This window comes from Homoserinimonas sp. (genome assembly GCF_056262345.1).
The window spans coordinates 1-21,207 of record NZ_JBACFR010000134.1 but is presented as its reverse complement, the minus strand read 5'-3'; the positions used below and the strand labels follow the sequence as shown (position 1 = coordinate 21,207).

Annotated in this window: 21 protein-coding genes; 13 read left to right on the top strand and 8 right to left on the bottom strand. The window is 64.0% G+C overall.

All coding sequences use genetic code 11. The annotated features are described in order from the left end of the window. The 6 genes from AC062T_RS06725 to AC062T_RS06700 form a co-directional block, all read left to right on the top strand. Nucleotides 1–514: amidohydrolase family protein (locus AC062T_RS06725; RefSeq protein ID WP_476028545.1), on the top strand; the 514-nt coding region annotated here is incomplete at its 5' end. Nucleotides 515–627: 113 nt separating this feature from the next. Continuing rightward, complete coding sequence (locus AC062T_RS06720) at nt 628–2,214, top strand: ABC transporter substrate-binding protein (RefSeq protein ID WP_476028543.1); 1,587 nt, start codon at nt 628–630, stop codon at nt 2,212–2,214. A 31-nt stretch (nt 2,215–2,245) separates the two neighbouring features. Continuing rightward, nucleotides 2,246–3,262: an ABC transporter permease gene (locus tag AC062T_RS06715; protein WP_476028542.1), complete on the top strand. Its 1,017-nt coding sequence runs from the start codon at nt 2,246–2,248 to the stop codon at nt 3,260–3,262. Continuing rightward, a complete protein-coding gene (locus AC062T_RS06710; RefSeq protein WP_108516892.1) occupies nt 3,259–4,056 on the top strand; it encodes an ABC transporter permease in 798 nt (265 codons plus the stop codon). The genes AC062T_RS06715 and AC062T_RS06710 overlap by 4 nt, the downstream gene beginning before the upstream one ends. Further along, entirely contained in the window at nt 4,053–5,714 is a 1,662-nt protein-coding gene (locus AC062T_RS06705) for a dipeptide ABC transporter ATP-binding protein (protein ID WP_476028539.1), read from the top strand. The genes AC062T_RS06710 and AC062T_RS06705 overlap by 4 nt, the downstream gene beginning before the upstream one ends. Beyond that, on the top strand, nt 5,711–6,094 hold the full coding sequence (locus tag AC062T_RS06700) for a RidA family protein (protein ID WP_476028538.1): 384 nt from the start codon (nt 5,711–5,713) through the stop codon (nt 6,092–6,094). The genes AC062T_RS06705 and AC062T_RS06700 overlap by 4 nt, the downstream gene beginning before the upstream one ends. Before the next feature lie 78 nt (nt 6,095–6,172). On the opposite strand, the gene AC062T_RS06695 is transcribed toward AC062T_RS06700, so the two are convergent. From AC062T_RS06695 to AC062T_RS06685, 3 genes are all read right to left on the bottom strand, one after another. After that, a complete protein-coding gene (locus tag AC062T_RS06695) occupies nt 6,173–6,790 on the bottom strand; it encodes a copper resistance CopC family protein (RefSeq protein ID WP_476028536.1) in 618 nt (205 codons plus the stop codon). Further along, nucleotides 6,787–7,455: a YcnI family copper-binding membrane protein gene (locus AC062T_RS06690; protein WP_476028535.1), complete on the bottom strand. Its 669-nt coding sequence runs from the start codon at nt 7,453–7,455 to the stop codon at nt 6,787–6,789. Before AC062T_RS06690 ends, AC062T_RS06695 begins: the two co-directional genes overlap by 4 nt. A gap of 80 nt (nt 7,456–7,535) precedes the next feature. Beyond that, nucleotides 7,536–8,201, bottom strand: coding sequence for a hypothetical protein (locus AC062T_RS06685; RefSeq protein WP_476028533.1), 666 nt, complete (start codon nt 8,199–8,201; stop codon nt 7,536–7,538). A 155-nt stretch (nt 8,202–8,356) separates the two neighbouring features. On the opposite strand from AC062T_RS06685, the gene clpX reads away from it, so the two are divergent. Both clpX and AC062T_RS06675 read left to right on the top strand, forming a co-directional pair. Further along, complete coding sequence (gene clpX, locus AC062T_RS06680) at nt 8,357–9,634, top strand: ATP-dependent Clp protease ATP-binding subunit ClpX (protein WP_108516881.1); 1,278 nt, start codon at nt 8,357–8,359, stop codon at nt 9,632–9,634. Between the two features lie 77 nt (nt 9,635–9,711). Beyond that, complete coding sequence (locus AC062T_RS06675) at nt 9,712–10,893, top strand: benzoate/H(+) symporter BenE family transporter (protein ID WP_476028547.1); 1,182 nt, start codon at nt 9,712–9,714, stop codon at nt 10,891–10,893. Here the strand turns inward: AC062T_RS06675 and AC062T_RS06670 are convergent. Beyond that, nucleotides 10,867–12,885: a M3 family metallopeptidase gene (locus AC062T_RS06670; RefSeq protein WP_476028530.1), complete on the bottom strand. Its 2,019-nt coding sequence runs from the start codon at nt 12,883–12,885 to the stop codon at nt 10,867–10,869. The genes AC062T_RS06675 and AC062T_RS06670 overlap by 27 nt on opposite strands. Before the next feature lie 37 nt (nt 12,886–12,922). On the opposite strand from AC062T_RS06670, the gene AC062T_RS06665 reads away from it, so the two are divergent. From AC062T_RS06665 to AC062T_RS06645, 5 genes are all read left to right on the top strand, one after another. Then, complete coding sequence (locus AC062T_RS06665; RefSeq protein WP_476028528.1) at nt 12,923–13,744, top strand: class I SAM-dependent methyltransferase; 822 nt, start codon at nt 12,923–12,925, stop codon at nt 13,742–13,744. Nucleotides 13,745–13,927: 183 nt separating this feature from the next. Then, nucleotides 13,928–14,950, top strand: a complete 1,023-nt coding sequence (gene bsh, locus AC062T_RS06660) for a choloylglycine hydrolase (RefSeq protein WP_476028526.1) — start codon at nt 13,928–13,930, stop codon at nt 14,948–14,950. A gap of 218 nt (nt 14,951–15,168) precedes the next feature. After that, nucleotides 15,169–15,804: an ArsR/SmtB family transcription factor gene (locus tag AC062T_RS06655; RefSeq protein WP_476028524.1), complete on the top strand. Its 636-nt coding sequence runs from the start codon at nt 15,169–15,171 to the stop codon at nt 15,802–15,804. A gap of 5 nt (nt 15,805–15,809) precedes the next feature. Further along, the gene (locus AC062T_RS06650) at nt 15,810–16,052 is read left to right on the top strand and encodes a hypothetical protein (protein ID WP_476028522.1); all 243 of its coding nucleotides are present in this window, start codon (nt 15,810–15,812) and stop codon (nt 16,050–16,052) included. Between the two features lie 114 nt (nt 16,053–16,166). Next, nucleotides 16,167–16,415 carry a hypothetical protein gene (locus AC062T_RS06645; RefSeq protein ID WP_476028520.1) on the top strand — a complete coding sequence of 83 codons (249 nt, stop codon included), beginning with the start codon at nt 16,167–16,169 and terminating at the stop codon, nt 16,413–16,415. Nucleotides 16,416–16,433: 18 nt separating this feature from the next. Here AC062T_RS06645 and AC062T_RS06640 read toward each other — a convergent pair whose 3' ends face one another. The 4 genes from AC062T_RS06640 to AC062T_RS06625 form a co-directional block, all read right to left on the bottom strand. Further along, complete coding sequence (locus AC062T_RS06640) at nt 16,434–16,679, bottom strand: hypothetical protein (protein ID WP_108516872.1); 246 nt, start codon at nt 16,677–16,679, stop codon at nt 16,434–16,436. Beyond that, entirely contained in the window at nt 16,680–19,247 is a 2,568-nt protein-coding gene (valS, locus tag AC062T_RS06635) for a valine--tRNA ligase (protein WP_476028518.1), read from the bottom strand. Nucleotides 19,248–19,319: 72 nt separating this feature from the next. Further along, the gene (locus tag AC062T_RS06630; RefSeq protein ID WP_476028516.1) at nt 19,320–19,925 is read right to left on the bottom strand and encodes a TetR/AcrR family transcriptional regulator; all 606 of its coding nucleotides are present in this window, start codon (nt 19,923–19,925) and stop codon (nt 19,320–19,322) included. Nucleotides 19,926–19,941: 16 nt separating this feature from the next. Further along, nucleotides 19,942–21,207: ATP-binding cassette domain-containing protein (locus AC062T_RS06625; protein ID WP_476028514.1), on the bottom strand; the 1,266-nt coding region annotated here is incomplete at its 5' end.

Sequence of the window (21,207 nt, the reverse complement as noted above, 5' to 3'; positions counted from 1 at the left end):
CGGCGCGGACTCGATCGAGCATGGCACCGGTGTCGTCGAGCGTCACTGGCCCACCCTTATCGAGCGCAACATCCCGATTGCCCCCACGCTGCTCATCAATGACCGTCTCGCGAACGGCACCATCCCCGTCTCGGACGAAGCCCGGGAGAAGGCGCAGGGGGTTGTCACCGAGCGGGATGCCAACTTTGCAGGCGCTGGTGCGGCCGGGCTCCGGTTCGTTCTTGGCACCGATGCCAACGGCTCTATGGTCACGTTCGGCGACCAGCTCGAAGAGATCCGCATGATGAAGACGATGTTCGAGTGGTCGGCGGAGCGTGCGCTGGTTTCGGCAACCTCGGATGCTGCGGATGTCGTGGGACTCGGATCAAAGGTCGGCACCCTGCGCGAGGGCTATGGCGTTGACTTCATCGTCATCAAGGGCCGCCCCTGGGAGAACATCGACGATCTCCGCTCAGAAAACATCGTCGCCGTCGTCTCCCGTGGGGTCGTCATCTCCGGCGAACTGCCCCTGTGATCTTCACCTGACTGCACCACCCACCACTGCTCCACCGCACCACAGCTCCACCGCACCTTTGCACCACAGCACACACCAGCACCATGTTCCCTCCACCCCTTGAAAGGACCACAGTGATCCTGAACTCCCTCCGTGCGCGTCGCCGCATCGGCGTGCCGGTTGTCGCCGTCGCCGCCGTTGCTCTGCTCGCCTCGTGCGCAGCGTCCACCGATGAGGCCGCAACCTCGCAAGACGTGATCTTCGCGCTCAAAGAAGACCCCACGTGCATCGACCCGCAGCAGGTCACCGTGACGACCGGGCTCAACGTTGCCCGCCAGCTCGTCGACTCGCTGCTCGACCAGGACCCCAAGACGGGCGAGCTGGTTCCGTGGCTTGCGCAGTCTTGGACGGCAAATGACGACCTGACCTCGTTCGACTTCACGCTGCGCGATGGAGTCACTTTCAGCGACGGCACTGAGCTGACGGCGGATGTCGTCGCCGCCAACTTCGATGCCGCAATGCAGCTGGGTGCCAGCGCCTCGCTCGTTGCTCAGTACCTCGCGGGATACACGGCGACCACCGTGAACGACGAGTCGTCCTTCACCGTGGACTTCTCCGCCCCGAACGCCCAGTTCCTGCAGGGCGCATCGACCATCACGCTCGGCATCGTCTCCGCGGAGACGACGACAGAGACGCCTGAGGCCCGCTGCCAGTCGATCGTTGGCTCCGGTGCATTCGTGCTCGAGTCCTACGTGCAGAACGACTCGCTTGAGATCGTCAAGCGCACGGGCTACGACTGGGGCTCCGAGCTCCGCGGCCACACGGGCGAGGCATACGCCGACAGCATCACCTTCCCGATCATCACCGAAAACGGCGTTCGCACGGGTGGGCTCACCTCCGGCGAGTTCGATGTGATTCAGGACCTGCCCTACATCGACGAGTCTCGCTTCGCCACGGATGACTACGCTCTCTATGCGGCAGCAAACCCCGGGGTGCCGAACTCGCTCATCGCCAACACCTCCACGGGAGTTCTGGCAGAAGAAGCCGTTCGCAAGGCCGTCATGATCGGACTCGACCGCGGCGAGATCAACGAGCTCACGGGCTCCGCAAGCGGACAGGCGCCCACCAGCGTGCTGACCTCCACCACGCCCGGGTACACCAGCCAGGCAAAGGCCATGGAGTTCGACCGCGACGGTGCCATTGACCTTCTCGAAGAAGCCGGCTGGGTCGAAGGGGCCGACGGCATCCGCGAAAAGGCGGGCCAGAAGCTCACGGCAACGGTTACGGGCTTCTACGCCCAGGACGTGCTCGAGGCTGCTCAGATTCAGCTCAAGGAGATCGGCTTCGACCTCCAGCTGAACATGGTTACCCCCGGTGACTTCTTCGGTGCGATCGCCAGCGGCTCTTATGAGTTCCTCGGCGCCGGTCTCACGCGCACGGACCCCGATGTGCTCCGCGTGCTGTTGTCGCAGGAAGCATCGTCGCACTGGGCGATCGTTGACGACGCAGAGCTCGAAGCGCTGCTTGCCGAGCAGGCAACAACGGCCGACGCCGATGCCCGCCAGGCGATCATCGACGACATCCAGGCTCTCGTCGTCGACAAGGCCTATGTCATTCCGACGCTCGAGACGATTCAGCTTCACGCCTCGTCCTCGTCGGTGAGCGGAATCGTGTTCGACTCCGCATCGCGCGTCAACCTCTTCGACATGAAGCTCAGCTAGTCGAAGCCTGTCAGTAGAAATCGGAACGCGCATGGCATCAGCAGGGGCACCGTCGAGGCTCAAGAGCACCGCTCTCTTTCTCGCGCCCAAGATTCTCCAGTTCGTCTTTGTGATCTGGGCGACCTATACGGTCACGTTTCTTCTGATCAACGCGCTTCCCGGCGACCCCGTCCTTGCAGCGCTTGCTGCCAAGGGCGGGGACGCCACTACAACAGACCCTGCCCAGTTGCAGGCTCTCCGAGAGCGTTATGGTCTCGATGGGCCGCTCTGGCAGCAGTACTTCGTAAGGCTTGGCGGAGTGCTCGTCGGAGACTTCGGCATTTCGATCTCTACCGGCCTCCCCGTGCTCGACCTCATCGGTCGCGCACTGCCCAACACGGCACAGGTTGCCATTCTCGCCCTCGTTCTGGGCATCCTCGGTGCCGCCCTCGTCACGTTTCTCGCCTACCTCTCTCGGCCACGGTGGCTCCGGAACACGCTCCTGCAGATTCCGCCGCTCGGAGTCGCGATCCCGGCCTTCTTGAGCGGGCTCGTGCTTATCACGGTGTTCTCGTTCGGTCTCGGTTGGCTGCCATCCTCCGGCACGCGAGACCCCATGAGCGTGGTTCTGCCAGCAATAACTCTGGCGCTGCCGGTGGGGGCGCTCTTCTTTCAGGTTTTCTCCTCCGCGGTTCTCGAGGCGATGGAGAGCCCGTACGTTTTCACCGCCGTCGCCAAGGGGCTCTCGTCGCGCACCATCTTCGTGCGCCACGTGCTGCGCAACTCGCTGTTGCCCTCCATCACCGTTATCGGTCTGCAGATCGGCTACCTCGCGGGAGGTACGGCCGTCGTCGAGACAGTGTTTTCGCGCGACGGCATTGGCCGACTAACAGTGGATGCTGTGCTGGCGCGTGACGTGACGGTGATCCAGGGCGTCATTGTGGTCGTCGCAATCGTCTATTCGCTCGCCAACCTTCTTGTCGACCTGTCCTACAGCTTTATCGACCCCCGCATCCGGCCAGCGCTTGCGCGACCGAAGACCGCACGAAAGGCGGAGGTCTCCGCATGAGGCTTCTCACTAAGCCGGGGCTTCTCGTCTCCTTGGCTGTCATCGTTCTCACGGGGCTGGTCGTAGGGTTCCCCGCCATCTTCGCCACCCATGACCCCTATGCATCAGTTGCCTCGGCGAAGCTCCTGCCGCCGAGCGCCGAGAACTGGTTCGGCACCGACCACCTGGGCCGCGACCTCTTCTCCCGCGTTATTTATGGCGCGCGGCTCTCGATTGCCGCCGCGGGACTCGCCGTCGTCGTCGGTGTCGTTGTCGGAGCGATCGTGGGGCTGCTCTCCGGCTTTATCGGAGGGCGCATCGACTTCGTCGTTATGCGCTTCGTCGACGTGCTCATTGCTGTCCCCGGAATCCTGCTTGCCCTCATCGTGGTGGTGACGCTCGGTTTTGGGCCATGGTCGGTGGCGTTGGGCGTAGGGCTTGGCGCCGCAGGCTCGTTCGCGCGCGTGATGCGATCTCAGGTCGTGCGAGTGCGCAACGAGGAATACGTTGAGGCGGCCGCCACCCTCGGGGTGCGCTGGCCCGGCATTGTGTTTGCCCACATCCTGCCGAACGCGGCACGGCCCGTCATCGCGATGGCCGCCCTGGAGCTCGCAACTGCAGTGCTCTCTGTTTCGGCGCTGAGCTTTCTCGGTTTCGGGGCCCAGCCGCCGGAGCCAGAGTGGGGTGCCCTCGTATCTGCCGGTCGTGACTTCGTTGCCATCGCGCCGTACCTGAGCATCATCCCGGGTGTCGTCATTCTGATCGTGGTGCTTGCCGTCAACCGCGTTGCCCGCTACTTCGGAGGAGACAAGTGACCGACGACCTGCTCGTGATCAGCGACCTTCTGGTCGACTACCGTGCGAGTTCTGGCACCGTCCACGCGGTCAAGGGGATCAGTTTCTCTGTGCCGCGCGGCGGCGTTGTTGCGGTCGTCGGCGAATCCGGCTCGGGCAAGAGCACCGTTTCCCAGTCGATCGTGAATCGTCTTTCTGAGGGCGGCGTCATTGTCGGCGGCTCCATCCGTTTCGACGGTCGTGAACTGATTGGCATGCGCGAGCGCGAGATTCGCAAGTTGCGTGGCGCCCAGATCGGCTTCGTGCCCCAGGACCCCTCTAACTCTCTGAACCCGCTCATCCGCGTGGGAGAGCAGATCGCCGAAGTGCTTCGGTTGCATCAGCGGCTCTCTCGACAGGATGCCGCGGCCCGCGCAGTCGAGATTCTTGCCGAGGTGGGAATCGTTGAGCCGGAGGTTCGGGCTACCCAGTATCCGCACGAGCTTTCGGGCGGCATGCGACAGCGGGTGCTCATCGGCATCGCGTGGGCGTGTAATCCGGCGCTGGTCATCGCCGATGAGCCGACCAGCGCTCTCGATGTCACGGTGCAGAAGCAAGTTCTCGACCGCATCGAGGCCCTTGCAGAGCTGCACGGCACTGCTGTTGTGCTCGTCACCCACGACCTGGCCGTCGCGGCCGATCGGGCTGACCGCATCGTCGTGATGCAGAGCGGCCGCGTGGTCGAGGAGGGACTCGCCTCTGAGGTACTGGGCAACCCGCAGCACGACTACACGCGCAAGCTCGTGGCGGCGGCGCCGGGTCTCTCGAGCGCACGCCTGACGCCGACGGTCTCGACCGAGTCGCGCCCCGTGCCGCTCTTTTTGCGGGACCGAGTGACGCAGGAGAGTCGCAACGACACCGTTCTGTCTCTCGTCGACATCGTCAAGACGTACTCGGTGCGCAGACCAGGCGTCGGTGCGACAACGCTCACGGCCGTCAACTCCGTCTCGATCGACGTTGCTCGAGGATCGACATTTTCGATCGTGGGGGAGTCTGGGTCGGGCAAAACGACCCTTGCCCGCATTGCGGCGCGGATCATCCCTGCCGACTCCGGCAGCATCATGTTCGACGGTCAGGACATCTCCGCGCTCAGGGGTGAGAGTCTTCGCCAGCTTCGCCGCCGCATCCAGGTTGTCTACCAGAACCCGTTTGGCTCCCTTGATCCGAGCATGTCAATCGAGCGCATCATCACCGAGCCGCTGCGCGCGTTTTCGATCGGGGATCGTGCGAGCAGGCGAACTCTCGCACACGATCTGCTCGATCGGGTGAGCCTGCCAACTGAGATTGCGGATCGTCGTCCGAGGCAGCTCTCTGGCGGCCAGCGGCAGCGCGTTGCCATCGCTCGTGCGCTGTCGCTCGGCCCCGAATTGATTGTGCTCGACGAGCCCGTCTCCGCGCTCGACGTTTCGGTGCAGGAGCAGATTCTGCAGCTCCTCGTCGATCTCCAGCAAGAGTTTGGGCTGAGCTATCTCTTTATCTCGCACGATCTTGGCGTGATTCGGCAGGTATCAGACGGCATCGCAGTGATGCGTCACGGCGATCTGCTTGAGCACGGTGCGGCCGATGACGTGCTCTCCCGTCCGGCGCATGACTACACGCGGGAACTGCTCTCCGCTATCCCCGGTCAGCTTCGCTCATGACCAGGTTTAGTGACGTGCCTGCTCTGGGTGAACCACGGGGCGCCTACAGCTTTATCGCCGAGGCAGGCGGCTTCGTATTCTCGGCGGGAATCGGGCCGTTCACACCCGATAACGCCCCGTTGTCATCGGATGCTGCCGAGCAAACCGAGAGCGTGATTGACAACATCGAATCGGCGCTGGCGGTAGTAGGCCTCGGCCTGGGTGATGTCGTTAAGGTCACCGTGATGGTGCAGAACTTCGCAGCCGACTTCGCGGCCGTGACCGAGGTGTACGGCCGGCGGTTCCCGCAGCCCTACCCGGTGCGCACGGTGTTCGGGGCAGATCTGCCCGGGCCCCTCGTCGCGATGGATGTGACCGCGGTTCGACCTGCAGCTCAGTAGACACTCGGCAATCGCCACCCGCGACAGTGAAGGCCCCCGTCACGGTCGACGAGGGCCTTCTCTGTGGGGGACTTGTGTTTAGCGCTTGCGGCGAATCGCCATGATGACGACAGCGATAACCGCGAGGCCGATCAGGCCGGAAGCGATCCAGATGCCCACCGGCAGCGTCGATTCCTCTTCGGGAGAGGCCGGTGCCGACGGTTGCTCTGCGGTGGCGGAGGGCTCCACCTGTTCCTCCTCTGAGGAGACGCCGCACTGCGGCGCAGTCGCGTGGCCGACCGATTCGTCACCGGGCTGTGTTGGAGCCCACGCAAAGCTGATCACGCCCGAGATCGTGTGAGCATCCGCCGACACGGCCTGCCACGTGAGCGTGTAGTTTCCGGGAGCGCCAAGCGCGGCCGGCATCGACACACTGGCACCATCGATCGTCACGCAACCGTCGCCATAGAACAGCCCGTCGGCATCCGTGACTTCCATCGCTACCGCGCCAGCCGATAGCAGCACATCGTTCGTCGTGACGATGAACTCTTCGGGCAGCTCGGTGAGAGTCTGCCCTTCGGCTGGAGTGGATGACACGACGTAGTTGTGGGCGCTGGCCGCAGTGGCCATTCCCACAACCGAGGCGAGGATGATCGCGAGAATCGCCGCAAAAACAGTGAGCGGGCGTCGCAGGGAACCGCTGATCATGGCACTCATGAGCGCACCGCCCGGCGACGCGCCGTGAGACCGATCACGATGCCCACCGCACCGACGACGAGGCCAGCGATTCCGAGGCCACGGCCGACGACATCCACTGAACCTTCTGCGGATGCCGACTCGGCCGAGGCTGCGTGCTCTTCGGTTTCTGCGCTGTCGGTCGCCGCCCCGTGACCGTGGCCGCCGGCTGACGGGTCCGCTGCCGTGAGGGTGATCGTGGGAGCGGGGCTGTCGGGCTCAGCGTCACCTTCGGCCAGCTCGGTCCAGGCATTCTCGCCGTCAACACAAGCCTGCACCACGGGGAAGGCGACGGTATCGCCCTCGTCGCCCGCAGGAAGCACGACCGAGAGCGCAACGGTGTCGCGCAGTCCGTCGGCAACAGGAGTGATTGCCGTGTAGGTGACGGTGGTGGGGGTCTCAGCAATGCTCCATCCCGGGTGGACTGTCGGGGTTACCGATTCAATCGACTCAGGGATGCCGAACGTGAGGGACGTGGTGGGCGAACCTTCGCAGCCGTGGCTGAATGAAAACGTGAGCAAGGACGGGCTGCCCGCGGCGGTCGAGCTGGGTGTGACGCCGACGTGGGCGTTGGCTGCAAGAGGCGCGGCGATGACGAGTGCGGCGACTGCGGCCGCCGTAATAGTGGATGTGGTGAGAGCTTTCACAAGTGATTCCTTGACTGTGTGGACATGGGTGTCCGAATGATCGTTGCCAGAGAGCGCGTGCGCGATGCGGCGAGTGCCGGCTAAGCGCAGGCATACGCGGGCGGACCGCGGTGGCGAAGGAATCCGATGAGGAGCGCACGAGGTGCGACGGGCATTCGCTCGTGCCGGGCGGGCAGCGCGCGGAGAGCTGCACGGAGGGGAGGGGCCTCGGATGCCCGCACGGCGCGAAGGGCGCGAAGCGCGGTGTCGACGATCGAGGTGAGAAGCGGAGCCGCCGCAGCGGCAATGTTCTTCACGGTGCGCTCAGCGAAGACAATTGCTGCGAACGTGGCCACCGCAGCGCCAGCATGTGCCCAGAGCATCCCCGGGTCTGCCATCACGAATCCGGATGCCGCAACCCCAGACGAGACCGGGTCAGTGTGGATGGCTGTGGCACCGTGGTCGTGGAGTGCGTGGCCTTCGACATGCGCAGTGAGTGCGGTCACGGGTGCCGCAGACGGGCCAAAGAACGCGAAAAGGCCGTGATAGGCGAGCTGGCTAACGGCGACAGCGGGCGCAACGCGAGCCGCTGAAAGAGACCGACCGGCGAGACCCACGCACACGGGGCCGGAGAAAGCGAGAGCGAGCACGATTGCGAAAGCGGGGGGATGCGCGCCGCCCGCCGCACCGTGCGAGAAGGCGGCAGCGAAGGTAGCGAAGCCGGCGACAAGCCAGCCTCGGCTGAACCTCGCCCAGCGTTCCGTCATGTCGTAATCCGCGCTTTCTGCCTGTGCCGTTATCTCAGTCTAGGCTGGGCGGCACTCAGACACTTTGCGCGGCATTCGACAAGAATGCATGTGAGTGTCGGTGACTCGGGTTAGGCTCGTTTTCACCAGACGCGACGGTATAGAGGAGAGGGCTCATGGCTCGAATCGGCGAAAGCGCCGACCTGCTTAAGTGTTCTTTCTGCGGAAAGAGCCAGAAGCAGGTCCAGCAGCTCATCGCGGGCCCCGGCGTATACATCTGTGATGAATGCGTAGAACTCTGCAACGAAATCATCGAGGAACGACTCGCCGAGGCGGGCGAAGCAGCCACGAGCGAGTTTGATTTGCCCAAGCCGCGCGAGATTTACGGCTTCCTTGAGGAGTACGTAATCGGGCAAGAGAAGGCCAAGAAGGCTCTCTCGGTCGCGGTCTACAACCATTACAAGCGCATCCGTGCTCGCGGCACGATCACTTCTGCCGATGCAGCGCTGGACGACGTGGAGATTGCAAAGTCCAACATCCTGCTGATCGGGCCCACGGGCTGCGGCAAGACCTACCTCGCCCAGACACTCGCCAAGAGGCTCAATGTGCCGTTCGCTGTTGCCGATGCGACAGCGCTCACAGAAGCCGGGTATGTAGGCGAGGACGTCGAAAACATTCTCCTCAAGCTCATTCAGGCAGCTGACTACGACGTCAAACGGGCCGAAACCGGAATCATCTACATCGACGAGATCGACAAGATCGCCCGCAAGGCAGAGAATCCGTCGATCACACGCGATGTTTCCGGGGAGGGCGTGCAGCAGGCGCTGCTCAAGATCATCGAGGGCACTGTGGCCTCGGTTCCCCCTCAGGGTGGTCGCAAGCATCCTCATCAGGAGTTCATTCAGGTCGACACCACCAACGTGCTCTTCATCGTCGCTGGCGCTTTCGCGGGCCTCGAAGAGATCATTTCTCAGCGGGCTGGCAAGAAGGGCATCGGTTTCGGTGCGCCGCTGCACAGCAAGGGCGACAACGTCAATCTCTTCAGCGAGGTTCTCCCCGAAGACCTGCACAAGTTCGGGCTGATTCCCGAGTTCATCGGCCGCCTCCCCGTGGTCACCACGGTGACGCCGCTCGATCAGGTTGCGCTCATGGATATCCTCACTCAGCCCAGGAACGCGCTCGTCAAGCAGTATCAGCGCATGTTCGAGATCGACAATGTCGAACTCGATTTTGAGCGCGATGCCCTTGAGGCGATTGCGGATCTCGCGGTGCTGCGCCAGACGGGTGCGCGAGGTCTGCGATCCATCATGGAAGAAGTGCTCGGATCCATCATGTTTGACGTTCCCTCCGATGACGCCATCGGCAGGGTCATTGTCACCCGCGACGCCGTGCTCTCGGGCGCGGCACCCACGATCGTTCCTCGCGCGGCCGCCCCGCAAGAAAAGTCCGCGTAACCAGCGAGTTCGCACGTCACCGCGCAGGCGGGCTTCGGACGGGGAGCTTTGGGGGCACCGGGAAAGGGTGAGCGGCCATTCTCCAACCCATTGCAGCGGGATTCATCGCCGCCATTAGTGGCTTCGCCACATCGTTCGCGCTTGTCATCGCGGGGCTCCAGGCCGTTGGCGCCACCCAGGAGCAGAGCTCGTCGGGACTCCTCACACTCTGCCTTGCATCGGGCATCCTCACAGTCGTTCTTTCGGCGGCCTATCGCCAACCGATTTCGATCGTGTGGTCAACCCCCGGTGCCGCAGTTCTCGTGGCGGCGGCGAGCGGAGGGACGAGCTTTTCCACTGCGGTCGGGGCATTCATCGTGAGCGGTGTGCTCATCGTCGTATGCGGGCTGTGGCCAGCCCTTGGCCGTGCGATATCGCGGATCCCTAAACCGGTCGCCAGCGCGATGCTTGCGGGAATCCTGCTCCCCATCTGTCTGGCCCCGGTCACCGCGGTCGCAGAGTTCCCGCTTCTCGCGGGCCCGCTCGTGCTCGTCTGGCTCATCCTGCTGAGGATCGCCCCCCGATGGGCAGTGCCCGCGGCGATGCTCGTTGCCACGATCGTCATTGTCGCTTCTGCGGGAACAGACTGGCTGCCGCGTACCTCGCTTGCTCCCGCCCTGGTATTCGTCGCGCCGGAGTTCGATCCGTTTGTCATGGTTAGCCTGGGGCTGCCGTTGTTCATCGTGACGATGGCGGGCCAAAATGTGCCGGGGTTCGTGGTGATGTCGTCGTTCGGCTATCCTGCCCCATCACGCGCAATCTTCTTATCGACGGGTGTTGCCTCCACGGTTGGCGCATTCTTCGGTGGCCATGCCGTGAATCTGGCGGCGATCACCGCGGCAATAGCGGCGAGCCCTGAGGCACATCCCGATCGTTCGAAGCGCTGGATCGCCGCAGTCGTCGCCGGTTCTGTGTTCGTTGCGATTGGCCTTGCCGCCGGGGTTGCCACGGCCCTCGTCTCGGAGTCGCCGCCTATTCTGATCATTGCGGTCGCCGGTCTCGCCGTGCTGGGCGCGCTCTTATCATCCATAACGTCGGCTCTTGAGGAGCCTGATCACCGTATAGCGGCGATCGCAACGTTCCTCGTCACAGCATCGGGCATCACAGCGCTAGGCATCGGCTCGGCATTTTGGGGCCTGGTCACCGGAGCCCTGTTCATGCTGTGGCTGCGGGCGCGCCCTGTCGGTCGCGGCTTAGTCGAGACCGCGCCGCCGCAATAGAGGCTGGATTTCGGCGTCGCGTCCCCGAAAGTCTCGGAACGCCTCCATGGGGTCCTTCGAGCCCCCGACGCCGAGCAGACGCGACCTGAACCGATCGCCGTTGGAGCGCGTGAGCCCACCGTTGTTCCTGAACCACTCCACGGTGTCGGCATCGAGCACCTCGCTCCAGATGTAGGAGTAATAGCCGGCGTCGTAGCCGCCGGCGAAGGTGTGGGCAAAGTAGGTGCTCGAGTAACGCGGGGGAATTGCCGGGTTGGCGAGGCCCATATCGCTCAACGCGCGCTGTTCGAATGCCGCGACATCCGTCACCTCGGAGTCGGCGGTGATGGTGTGCCAGGCCTGGTCGAGCAGTGCGGCGGCCAGGTACTCGCTCGTCGCGAACCCTTCGTTGAACTGCTCGGATGCCACGAGGTTGTCGACGAGCTGCTGGGGCAGCGGCTGCCCGGTGACGTGGTGCACAGCGTAGTTGGCGAGAATCTCGGGCCAGAGCTTCCACATCTCATTGACCTGGCTGGGGAACTCGACAAAGTCGCGGAACACATTCGTGCCGGCAAATTTGGGGTAGGTGACTCTGGCGAAGAGGCCGTGAAGTGCATGCCCGAACTCGTGAAAGAACGTGGTGACCTCGTCGAGCGTGAGCAGCGTCGGCTCGCCCGCTGCCGCGCGGGGAACGTTGAGGTTGTTGACCACGACTACCGGCTGGTCGAGAAGGCGATTCTGTGAGATGAGGGGGTTCATCCAGGCGCCGCCACGCTTGGAATCGCGCGTAAACAGGTCGAGCACATAGAGCCCGACACCGCTGCCGTCTGAGTCGCGGACCTCGAACACACGGGCATCAGGGTGGTACGCGACGAGGTCGGTGCGTTCCTCAAAAGTCACGCCGTAAAGCCGCGTAGCGGCAAAGAACACGCCGTCGTGGAGTACTTGCTCCGCCTCGAAATATGGTCGCATCGCCGCTGTGTCGACGTTGTACTCGGCCGCCCGCACCTTTTCGGTGTAGAACGACCAGTCCCAGCTCTCAATGGGATGGCCCGCTTGGGCTTCGAGCGCAGCCTGTTCGGCGAGGGCGTTTCGCGCGGCGGCTGGAGCGAGTTGGCCGAGCATGTCCGCCACGGCCCGCGGGCTACCCGCGGTTTCATCGGCGGTGACGTAGGCGGCGTGGGAGTCGAACCCGAGCAGACGTGCGCGCTCGGCTCGCAGTCGGGTGATCGCCAGAACGAGTTCTCGATTGTCGTTGGCGTTTCCCCGGATGCCGCGCGAGCGCGAAGCTGCCATGATGCGCTGGCGCACATCCCGGTTGGTGAGACTCGCTAGCCACGGGTGACCGGTCGGCAACACGAGGGTCACGAGGTATTTACCCGAGAGCCCCCTCTCTTCGGCAGCAGCAGCGGCTGCGGAGATCTCGCCAGCGCCGAGGCCATCCAGGTCGGCTACGTCGTCGATGACGACAGCCAGGTCGTTGGTGTCGGCGAGTAGATTCTTCTCGAAGCGCGTCGTGAGCGTTGACAGTTCCTGATTGAGTTCTCGAAGCCGCGCCGTGTCGACCTCGGGAAGCCCAGCGCCTGCGAGCGTGAACTCCGTGTAATACCGCTCCACCAGATACCGTGTCTCGGCATCGCTGATGACGTCTCGTTCGGAGTGGACATGACTGATCCGCGCATAGAGCTCGGCGTTCAGCGAGATGGCGTCGCGGTGAGCAGCCATGAGGGGGGCGAGGTGTTCCTCGAGCTCATTCGTCTTATCTGTGGAGTCGGCCGACGCCTTGTTGTAGAAGACGGAGCTGACCCGATTGAGAATCTGCCCCGATGCCTCAAGCGGCACGAGCGTGTTGCCCGCGGTGGGAGACTCCGGGTTGCGGATGATGGCCTCGACTTCGGCGAGCTGCTCGGCCATGCCCGCCTCGAATGCCGGGAGGTAGTGCTCGTCGCGGATATCGGCGAACGGGGGCAGCTCATAGGGCAGAGTGCTGGGGGCGAGAAACGGATTGCTCATCCGTTGAGCTTATTGCCGCCGACTATAGGCTCGCAGCATGAGCGAGAAGCCTGCGCCTTCTGACGAGGAACGGTATACCCACGGTCACCACGAGAGCGTGCTGCGGTCACACACATGGCGCACCGTGGAGAACTCCGCTGGCTACCTGGTGTCGAGCATCCGGCCGGGTCTCAGCGTTCTCGATATTGGCTGTGGGCCTGGCACGATCACCGTCGACCTCGCTCGCCGGGTCGCCCCCGGCCGAGTGATTGGCCTTGATGCCTCTGCCGAGGTGATCGAGAAGGCCAGAACGCTCGCCGATGACGAGGGCGTAGATACCGTCGAGTTCGTCGTGGGCGATGCCTATTCCACGGGACTCGCCGATGACACTTTCGACATTGTGCACGCCCATCAAACGCTGCAGCACGTTGCCGACCCCGTTGCGGTGCTCCGCGAAATGCGCCGGGTCATGAAGCCGGGCGGTGTGGTGGCTGCTCGCGACGTCGACTACGCGGGGACCATGGTGCATCCGACGAGCCCGGGGCTTGAGAGGTGGGCAGAGCTGTACCAACAGGTGCACCGCTCAAACGGGGGAGAGCCTGATGCCGGTCGCCGCCTCAAGGCGTGGGCACGCGAGGCCGGCTTTGCGTCTGTGCAGAGTTCCGCTGACATCTGGTGTTTCGCCTCAGACCATGATCGTGAGTGGTGGGGCGGAATGTGGCAGACGAGGGTGCTTGAGTCGGCCTTCGCGGGGGATGCGATCAGCAAGGGGCTAGCTACGCGCGCAGACTTGCAGCAGATTTCGGATGCGTGGCGCGACTGGGCAGACGACAGCGATGGGTGGATGGGCATGCCCCGTGGAGAGATTCTCGCCCGGTGATTGTGGTGATGCAACCAGTCGTCGTAGGTTGCCGCGCGTGAAGCGCGGGGCCTGCGCTGCTTCGCCGGGATCGCGCTCGCCGGTGTGGCGTGGTCGCGGGTCTTTGGGCCCTAACAGGGCGGTCCGGGCGGACGTAGGATGGCCGCACCACGAGGGACGAACGAGCTCACATCGGAGGGCCACATGTGCACAGGAGCCAACTACACGACGCGGGATCACTACTTCGGTCGCAACCTGGATCTGGAGTTCTCGTACCACGAGACGGTAACCGTCACGCCGCGGAACTTCCCGTTCGAATTCCGCAAAGCGGCTCCGCTTCCCACGCACCACGCGATCATCGGAATGGCGACCATCGCCGACGGATACCCGCTGTACTACGACGCGACAAACGAGAAGGGCCTCAGCATGGCGGGGCTGAACTTCCCGGAGAACGCCGACTACAAGCCCGAAGCGCCGGACAAGACCAACATCACGCCGTTCGAGTTCATCCCCTGGATCCTGGGCCAGTTCCAGACCGTCGATGAGGTGAAATCAGCATTGGAGGCGATGAACCTGGTGGACATCTCGTTCAGCGAGGCCTTCCCGCTCTCGCCGCTGCACTGGATCATCTCCGACCGCACGTCGTCGATCACGGTGGAGAGTGTGAAGGATGGCCTGAAGGTGTACGAGAACCCCGTGGGGGTCCTGACTAACAACCCGACGTTCGATATCCAGCTGTTCAACCTGAACAACTACATGCACCTGTCCAAAAACCCGCCAGAGAACAAGTTCTCCGACCAACTCGAGTTCGACATGTACAGCCGGGGGATGGGCGCGATCGGCCTTCCCGGGGACCTGTCCTCCGCATCGCGTTTCGTCAAGGCCGCCTTCACGAAGATGAACTCGGTATCGGGGGAGTCCGAGTCCGAATCGGTCAGCCAGTTCCTGCAGATCCTGGGGTCCGTGGCACAGCAACGCGGATGTGTCGAGGTCTCGCCGGGCAAATTCGAGATCACCATCTACTCATCGTGCTGCAACACCGACAAGGGGATCTACTACTACACGACCTACGAGAACAGTCAGATCACCGGCGTCGACATGCACAACGAGGATCTCGACGGACGCGCCCTGGTCGACTACCCGTTGATCAAGGGCCAGCAGATCCACCTGGAGAACACGCACGCCGAGCCGGCGTCCGCGCCGGCAGCGAGCGTCGCCGCAGGATAGAACACGCCGCGGGACAGGAAGCATCGCCTACCGCATCTGGAACTTGGGCGGCTAGTAGTTCGCTCACGCCTCTCTGCCAATCACATTGTGAGATGGCGAGAAAGGCCTTGGTGTGCTCAGCCCCGGGGCATCGACCGTGTGGCTGCGCAGGTGTGATGCAAACAAACTATTGCAAAGAATTGATTGCAAAGAAGTCTTTGCGATGTTACTTTTGAGGTATGAACAGCAATCGAGTAGTCGACCTTGAGTCGCTCAAGGCCCTTGCTCACCCTCTGCGGGTGCAGCTGATCGACACTCTTTCGGTCTACGGGCCGTCAACCGCGACGGCACTTGCCGAGCGACTCGGAGAATCTTCCGGGGCGACCAGCTATCACCTTCGTCAACTTGCGAAGCACGGCTTCGTTCGCGAGGTCGAAGGCAGGGGCACGGCACGGGAGCGGTGGTGGGAGAGGACCCCGGGCGGGATCACCATGACGACCCCGGAACTCTTGGAATCGCCCGCCGGGCGAGAAGCCTCGCACCTCGTGATGAGGGAGTGGGCGGCTCGACGCGAGAACGTGCTGCGAGCGTTCATGGAGCGCGGCCCCGAAGCGCTCTCCACTGAGTGGCTCGAAGCCAGCTTGCTGAGCCAGGCCAACTTTGTTCTCACCGCGCCGCAGCTTGACGACCTGACAGAAGCGCTCATGGCGGTCGTCGACGAGTTCAAGGCCAAGTATGCGGGGCAGAACGCTGCGGGAGCCCGGCCCGTGCAGATTCATGTGAACGGCTTCCCTGTGATCGATGGCGTCGAGCTTGCCGGCCCGACTGGCGATATAGACCCGACTGGCGATGTGGAAAAGAACGAAGGGCGATGATGGCGATGGCGAGCACAATATCGCTGGAGGGCGAGTACTTTCGGCCGGAGGGCCGCCGCAGGGCGACGCGGGCTGGAATCTTCGAAAGTGGCGCTGATCTGCTGGGTCGGGCGCTCATCCGATGGAGCCGAAGCCGAGCCCGCCGCCGTGAGCTGGCGATGGAGAGCCACACCAGGGCAACGGCCACCGAGCGAGAGCGAGCGCGGCGCGAATCGGACGCCTACCGCATCTGGAACTTGGGCGGCTAGTAGTTCGCTCACGCCTCTCTGCCAATCACATTGTGAGATGGCGAGAAAGGCCTTGGTGCCGACGAGAATGTCGGCGCCTCTCGCTAGCGTTAATGGCGACGAAAGGTGAGGGCAATGACCGCAATTTCACCCGACATTCGTCGGGCATACCATGCACAGCCCCGGGGCATCGACCGAGTGGCTGCGCAGGTGGGCGTCGCGCTGTACCGCTGGGCTCAGCGTGATGCTGATCGCCGCCGTGACCGTCAGCTCTCACGTGCGAGAGTCGAGAACGACCCTCGCACTCGCCACGATCTTCAGCTCGACGTGGACCACGATGAGCTGCACATCGCCGAGCGGGCGCGCAAGTACTACCTGGGATAGCAGCGCCTTCGGCGGCGGCTAGTTCGGCTGAGTGACGACAGCCTCATCGGCCACGGCGTCATAAGTGACGACAGTGCCGTCGTCGAGTTCGGCGATCGGGCGGCCCTCAAGCCAGGTCAGGGTCCAGCGCCAGCCCGAGGGATCGAAGTCGGCCGACGACAAGGCCAGCACCTCGGCATCCACGGCCGCGATCGCGTCGCGCACGGTCTGCGGCAGGCGCTCGGGAGCAGGAGCCCCGAGCGTCCACCGCGTTCCGAGCTGCATTTAGGCCTCGACCTCGGCAAGCACGATGTCGGTGACCGCAAGCTCGTCACCGATCACGAACTCAAGTGATTCGATGCGTCCGACGGCCTTGAGGTCATCCGCCGCCTGCTCCAGCAGGGCCAGCGTGTCAGCGGGCGCAGAAATCACGGCGGAGACCACCGGAGTCTTCTGCGACGCCTTCGCGTCGGTCTTGGCTCGACGGATTCCGATGAGCGCTGCGCTGACGGCGGGAAGAACGCCGCGCGCTTCGCTGCCGACGGCAACCGGCCACGCTGCCGTGTGGATCGATCCGTCGTGGGTCCACGACCAGACCTCTTCTGTCGCAAACGGCAAGAACGGAGCCAGAAGCCGCAGCATCACGTCGATTGCCTCGCGAAGCGCGAGTACCGCGCTGGCCTGGCCGGCGGGAGTAGACGCACCGTAGGCACGCTCCTTGACGAGTTCGAGATAGTCGTCACAGAACGTCCAGAAGAACTGCTCCGTCGTCTCAAGCGCTCGCGCATGGTCAAAGTCATCGAATGCCTTGGTGGCGGTGGCAACGACGGCGTCCAGCTCGGCGAGCATGTCGACGTCGAGAGGGGCGCTCACCGTGAAGTCGCCGCTCGGCAGCTCATACGAGTATGCGAACTTGGCCGCGTTCAAAACCTTGATCGCGAGGCGGCGACCAATTTTGATCTGCTTGGGATTCTGCGGGTCGAACGCAGCATCCGTGCCCAGGCGGCTCGACGCGGCCCAGTAGCGAACGGCATCGGAACCATGGTCGTCGAGCATCCCGGCGGGGGTGACGACGTTGCCCTTGGACTTCGACATCTTCTTGCGATCGGGGTCAACGATAAAGCCCGAGATCGCCGCGTGCTTCCACGGTGCGACGCCGTCGTGTTCAAGGAGTGAGCGCAGCGCGGTCGAGAACAGCCACGTGCGGATGATGTCCTGCCCCTGGGGGCGCAGGTTGTAGGGGAACACCAGGTCGAAGAGCTCTGGGTCGCTCTCCCAACCGCCGGCAAGCTGCGGGGTTAGCGACGAGGTTGCCCAGGTGTCCATAACATCCAGTTCGCCGACGAAGCCGCCGGGCTGGTTGCGCTGCGACTCATCGAAGCCGGGGGCAGTATCCGACGACGGGTCGACGGGCAGCTGCGCCTCGGACGGCACGATGGGGGAGTCAAAGACGGGGTTGCCGTCGCCATCGAGCGGATACCAGACGGGGATCGGAACGCCGAAGAACCGCTGGCGGCTGATGAGCCAGTCGCCGTTGAGGCCGTTGACCCAGTTGTCGTAACGAACGCGCATGAAGTCGGGGTGCCAGTCGATCTCGCTGCCGAGAGCGACGAGACGGTCGCGCAGTTCTTCTGACTTGCCGCCGTTGGTGATGTACCACTGGCGGGTGGAGACGATCTCGAGGGGCTTGTCGCCCTTTTCGAAGAACTTGACGGGATGCATGATCGGCTTGGCGTCGCCGATCATCTCGCCAGAAGCCTGCAGAAGGTCGACCATCGTCTTCTTGGCGCTGAAGACTGTTTTGCCGGCAATCTCGGCGTAGGCGGCTTTGCCTGCCTCCGACTCGATGGCCGCAGGGGCCTCGCTGATGATGCGGCCGTCGAAGCCGATGATGGCGCGGTTGGGCAGGCTCAGCTCGCGCCACCAGATCACGTCGGTCAGGTCGCCGAACGTGCAGATCATGGCGATGCCCGATCCCTTGTCCTTCTGGGCAAGGTGGTGGGCAACGACGGGAACCTCGACATCGAAGAGGGGCGTGCGAACGGTCGTGCCGAAAAGCTTCTGGTACCGCTCATCATCGGGATGAGCGACGAGGGCAACACACGCGGCCAGAAGCTCGGGGCGGGTCGTCTCGATGTGGATGTCGGTGCCGTCGGGGGCGTGGAACGCGAGGCGGTGGTAGGCGCCCGGCTGCTCCTTGTCTTCAAGCTCTGCCTGCGCAACGGCGGTGCGGAAGGTGACGTCCCACAGGGTGGGGGCGTCGGCCTGGTACGCCTCGCCACGGGCAAGGTTACGCAGGAATGCGCGCTGGGCAACGGCCTGCGATTCGGGCGCGATCGTGCGGTAGGTCTGAGTCCAGTCGACGCTGAGGCCGAGTTTGCGCCACAGGTCCTCGAACTGCTTCTCGTCTTCTACCGTGAGCTTCTCGCACAGTTCAACGAAGTTGCGACGGCTGATCGGCAGCTGGTCTGCGGCCTTCGAGCTCTTGTTGTCGCCACCCTCGAACGGCGGCACGAAGCTGGCGTCGTAGGGGAGAGTCGGGTCGCAGCGCACCCCGTAGTAGTTCTGTACGCGGCGCTCGGTGGGCAGACCGTTGTCGTCCCAGCCGATCGGGTAGAAGACCTTGTTGCCGCGCATGCGCTGAAAGCGGGCGATGACATCGGTGTGGGTGTAGCTAAAGACGTGACCGATGTGGAGTGACCCGGATGCCGTCGGCGGCGGGGTGTCGATCGAGAAGATGTTCTCGCGGGTCGCGTTGGCGCGATCGAAGCGGAATGTTCCGTCGGACTCCCACCGGGGGCCCCACTTCTGCTCGAGTCCTTCAAGGGCGGGCTTTTCTGGAATGGCAGACAACAACGAACTCCGATTCGATATATGCGGCACCGCGTCAGTGGTGAAGTGCCTAAGTGTGAGGCGATTCCAATATTAGCCGACCGACCCGTGCGCGGTCGCAGCATAACCCGCCAGAACCGGGTCGATGGCGGCCTCGACGAACGGCGTGAACGCTCCGCGCTCCGATCCCGCGCGTGCCCAGAGCTGCGCTGCGCCAACGACAGCTCCCGTGAGCGCATACGCCGTTGCCGTAGCTTTCTGCTCCCCCCACGCCATCTGGGCATCCCGCAGAATGGCCGCGAGCCTCGTGACGCGGCCGATTCCCGAGGAAAGCAGCTCGTGCGTGCTGCCGATGAGGTCGTGCTGCGTGAGCGCAAACGGCACCCGCGATGGCCCCAGCGATGCAGCGGCGTGCAGCAGTGCATGGCGAATCGCGGCGAGAGGGTCACTGGCTCGGGTCGATGCGAGGTCTGCCTGTGCCGCGTCGATGGCCTCATCGAACTCCACCCAGAACACGTCGCCCTTGGCCTCGAAGTAATTGAAGAAGGTGTTTCGGCTGACTCCTGCGCGTTGGGCAATGTGCTCCACCGTCGTGCCCGCGTACCCGTTCTCCAAGAACAGCTCGAAGGCCGCGTCCTGAAGCATCTCGCGGGAGGCTGCGGGGGGTCGGCCGCGGCCCGATGCCGAGGCTGGGGTCATGATGCTGAGGCGGGGGTCATAGTGTGCTCCGGTCGAGGTGGCCCCGCGGCTCACCGATGGTCGGCGCCGCGGCAAGGAGGGTCTGGGTATAGGGATGTGTCGGCCGAGCAAATATCTCTGCGGCCTCACCCTGTTCAACGATACGACCGCCCTGCATCACGGCGAGTCGGTCGCTCATGTGGTGAACAACACCCAGATCGTGCGAGATAAAGAGATAGGCAATCCCGCGTTCTCTCTGAAGGTCGTCGAGCAGGTCGAGCACCTGCGCCTGCACCGAGACGTCGAGCGCCGACACGGGCTCGTCGCACACGATGATCCGCGGTGACGGGGCGAGCGCTCTGGCAATAGCAACTCGCTGGCGCTGGCCACCGGAGAGGTGAAGCGGGCGGCGGGTGAGCACGTCTGATGGCAGACCCACGGAGTCGAGCAGGTCGGCAATTTTGCGGGCGCTCACCCCGCGCGCCGAGCCGCCGCCCGCAGCATCGCGCAGGATGTCGGCGACGGTCGCCCGCGGATCAAATGAGCTGAGCGCATCCTGGTAGATGGCACCGAGAGCGGGTCGGCGGTGTCGCCGTTCCCGCTCCGGCACGGAGCTGAACGGGCTGTCCAGGAGGCTGACCGACCCTGAGTCGGGTTCGGTGAGGCCCAGGAGCATGCGGGCAACAGTGGTTTTGCCGGAGCCTGATTCGCCGACGAGCCCCAGAGTGCGGCCGGATTCCAGGTGAAGGGAGACACCGTCAACTGCGGTGAATGACCCGAAGCGCTTAGTGAGGCCGCTCGCGGACATGAGGGCAACCGGTTCGTGGGCCTGAGGTGACGGCGCGCGCTCGGTGATCGTGAGCGATTCCGAGAGACGCTCGCCCCGCGCGGCGCCAGAGGGCACTGAGCGCAGCAGCCGGCGGGTGTACTCGTGCTGCGGGGAGGAGAGCACCTCATCGGTCGGCCCCTGTTCCACAATGACACCGTCGTGCATCACGGCGACGCGGTCGGCAACGCTGCGAACAACGGCGAGGTCGTGGCTGATGAGGAGCAGCCCGGTTCCACCGCGACGAAGTTCAGCAAGCAGATCGAGAATCTGAGCCTGGATCGTCACGTCGAGCGCCGTGGTCGGCTCGTCGGCGATGAGCAAGGGCGGAGCGGCGGCTATTGCGCTAGCAATCAGGGCGCGCTGACGCAGGCCACCAGAAAGCACACCAGAACGCTGCCTCGCCCGCGCGTCAAGGTCCGGCATGCCGACAGAGGCCAGAATCTCTCGCACCCGAGATCTGCGCGCACGCGGAGA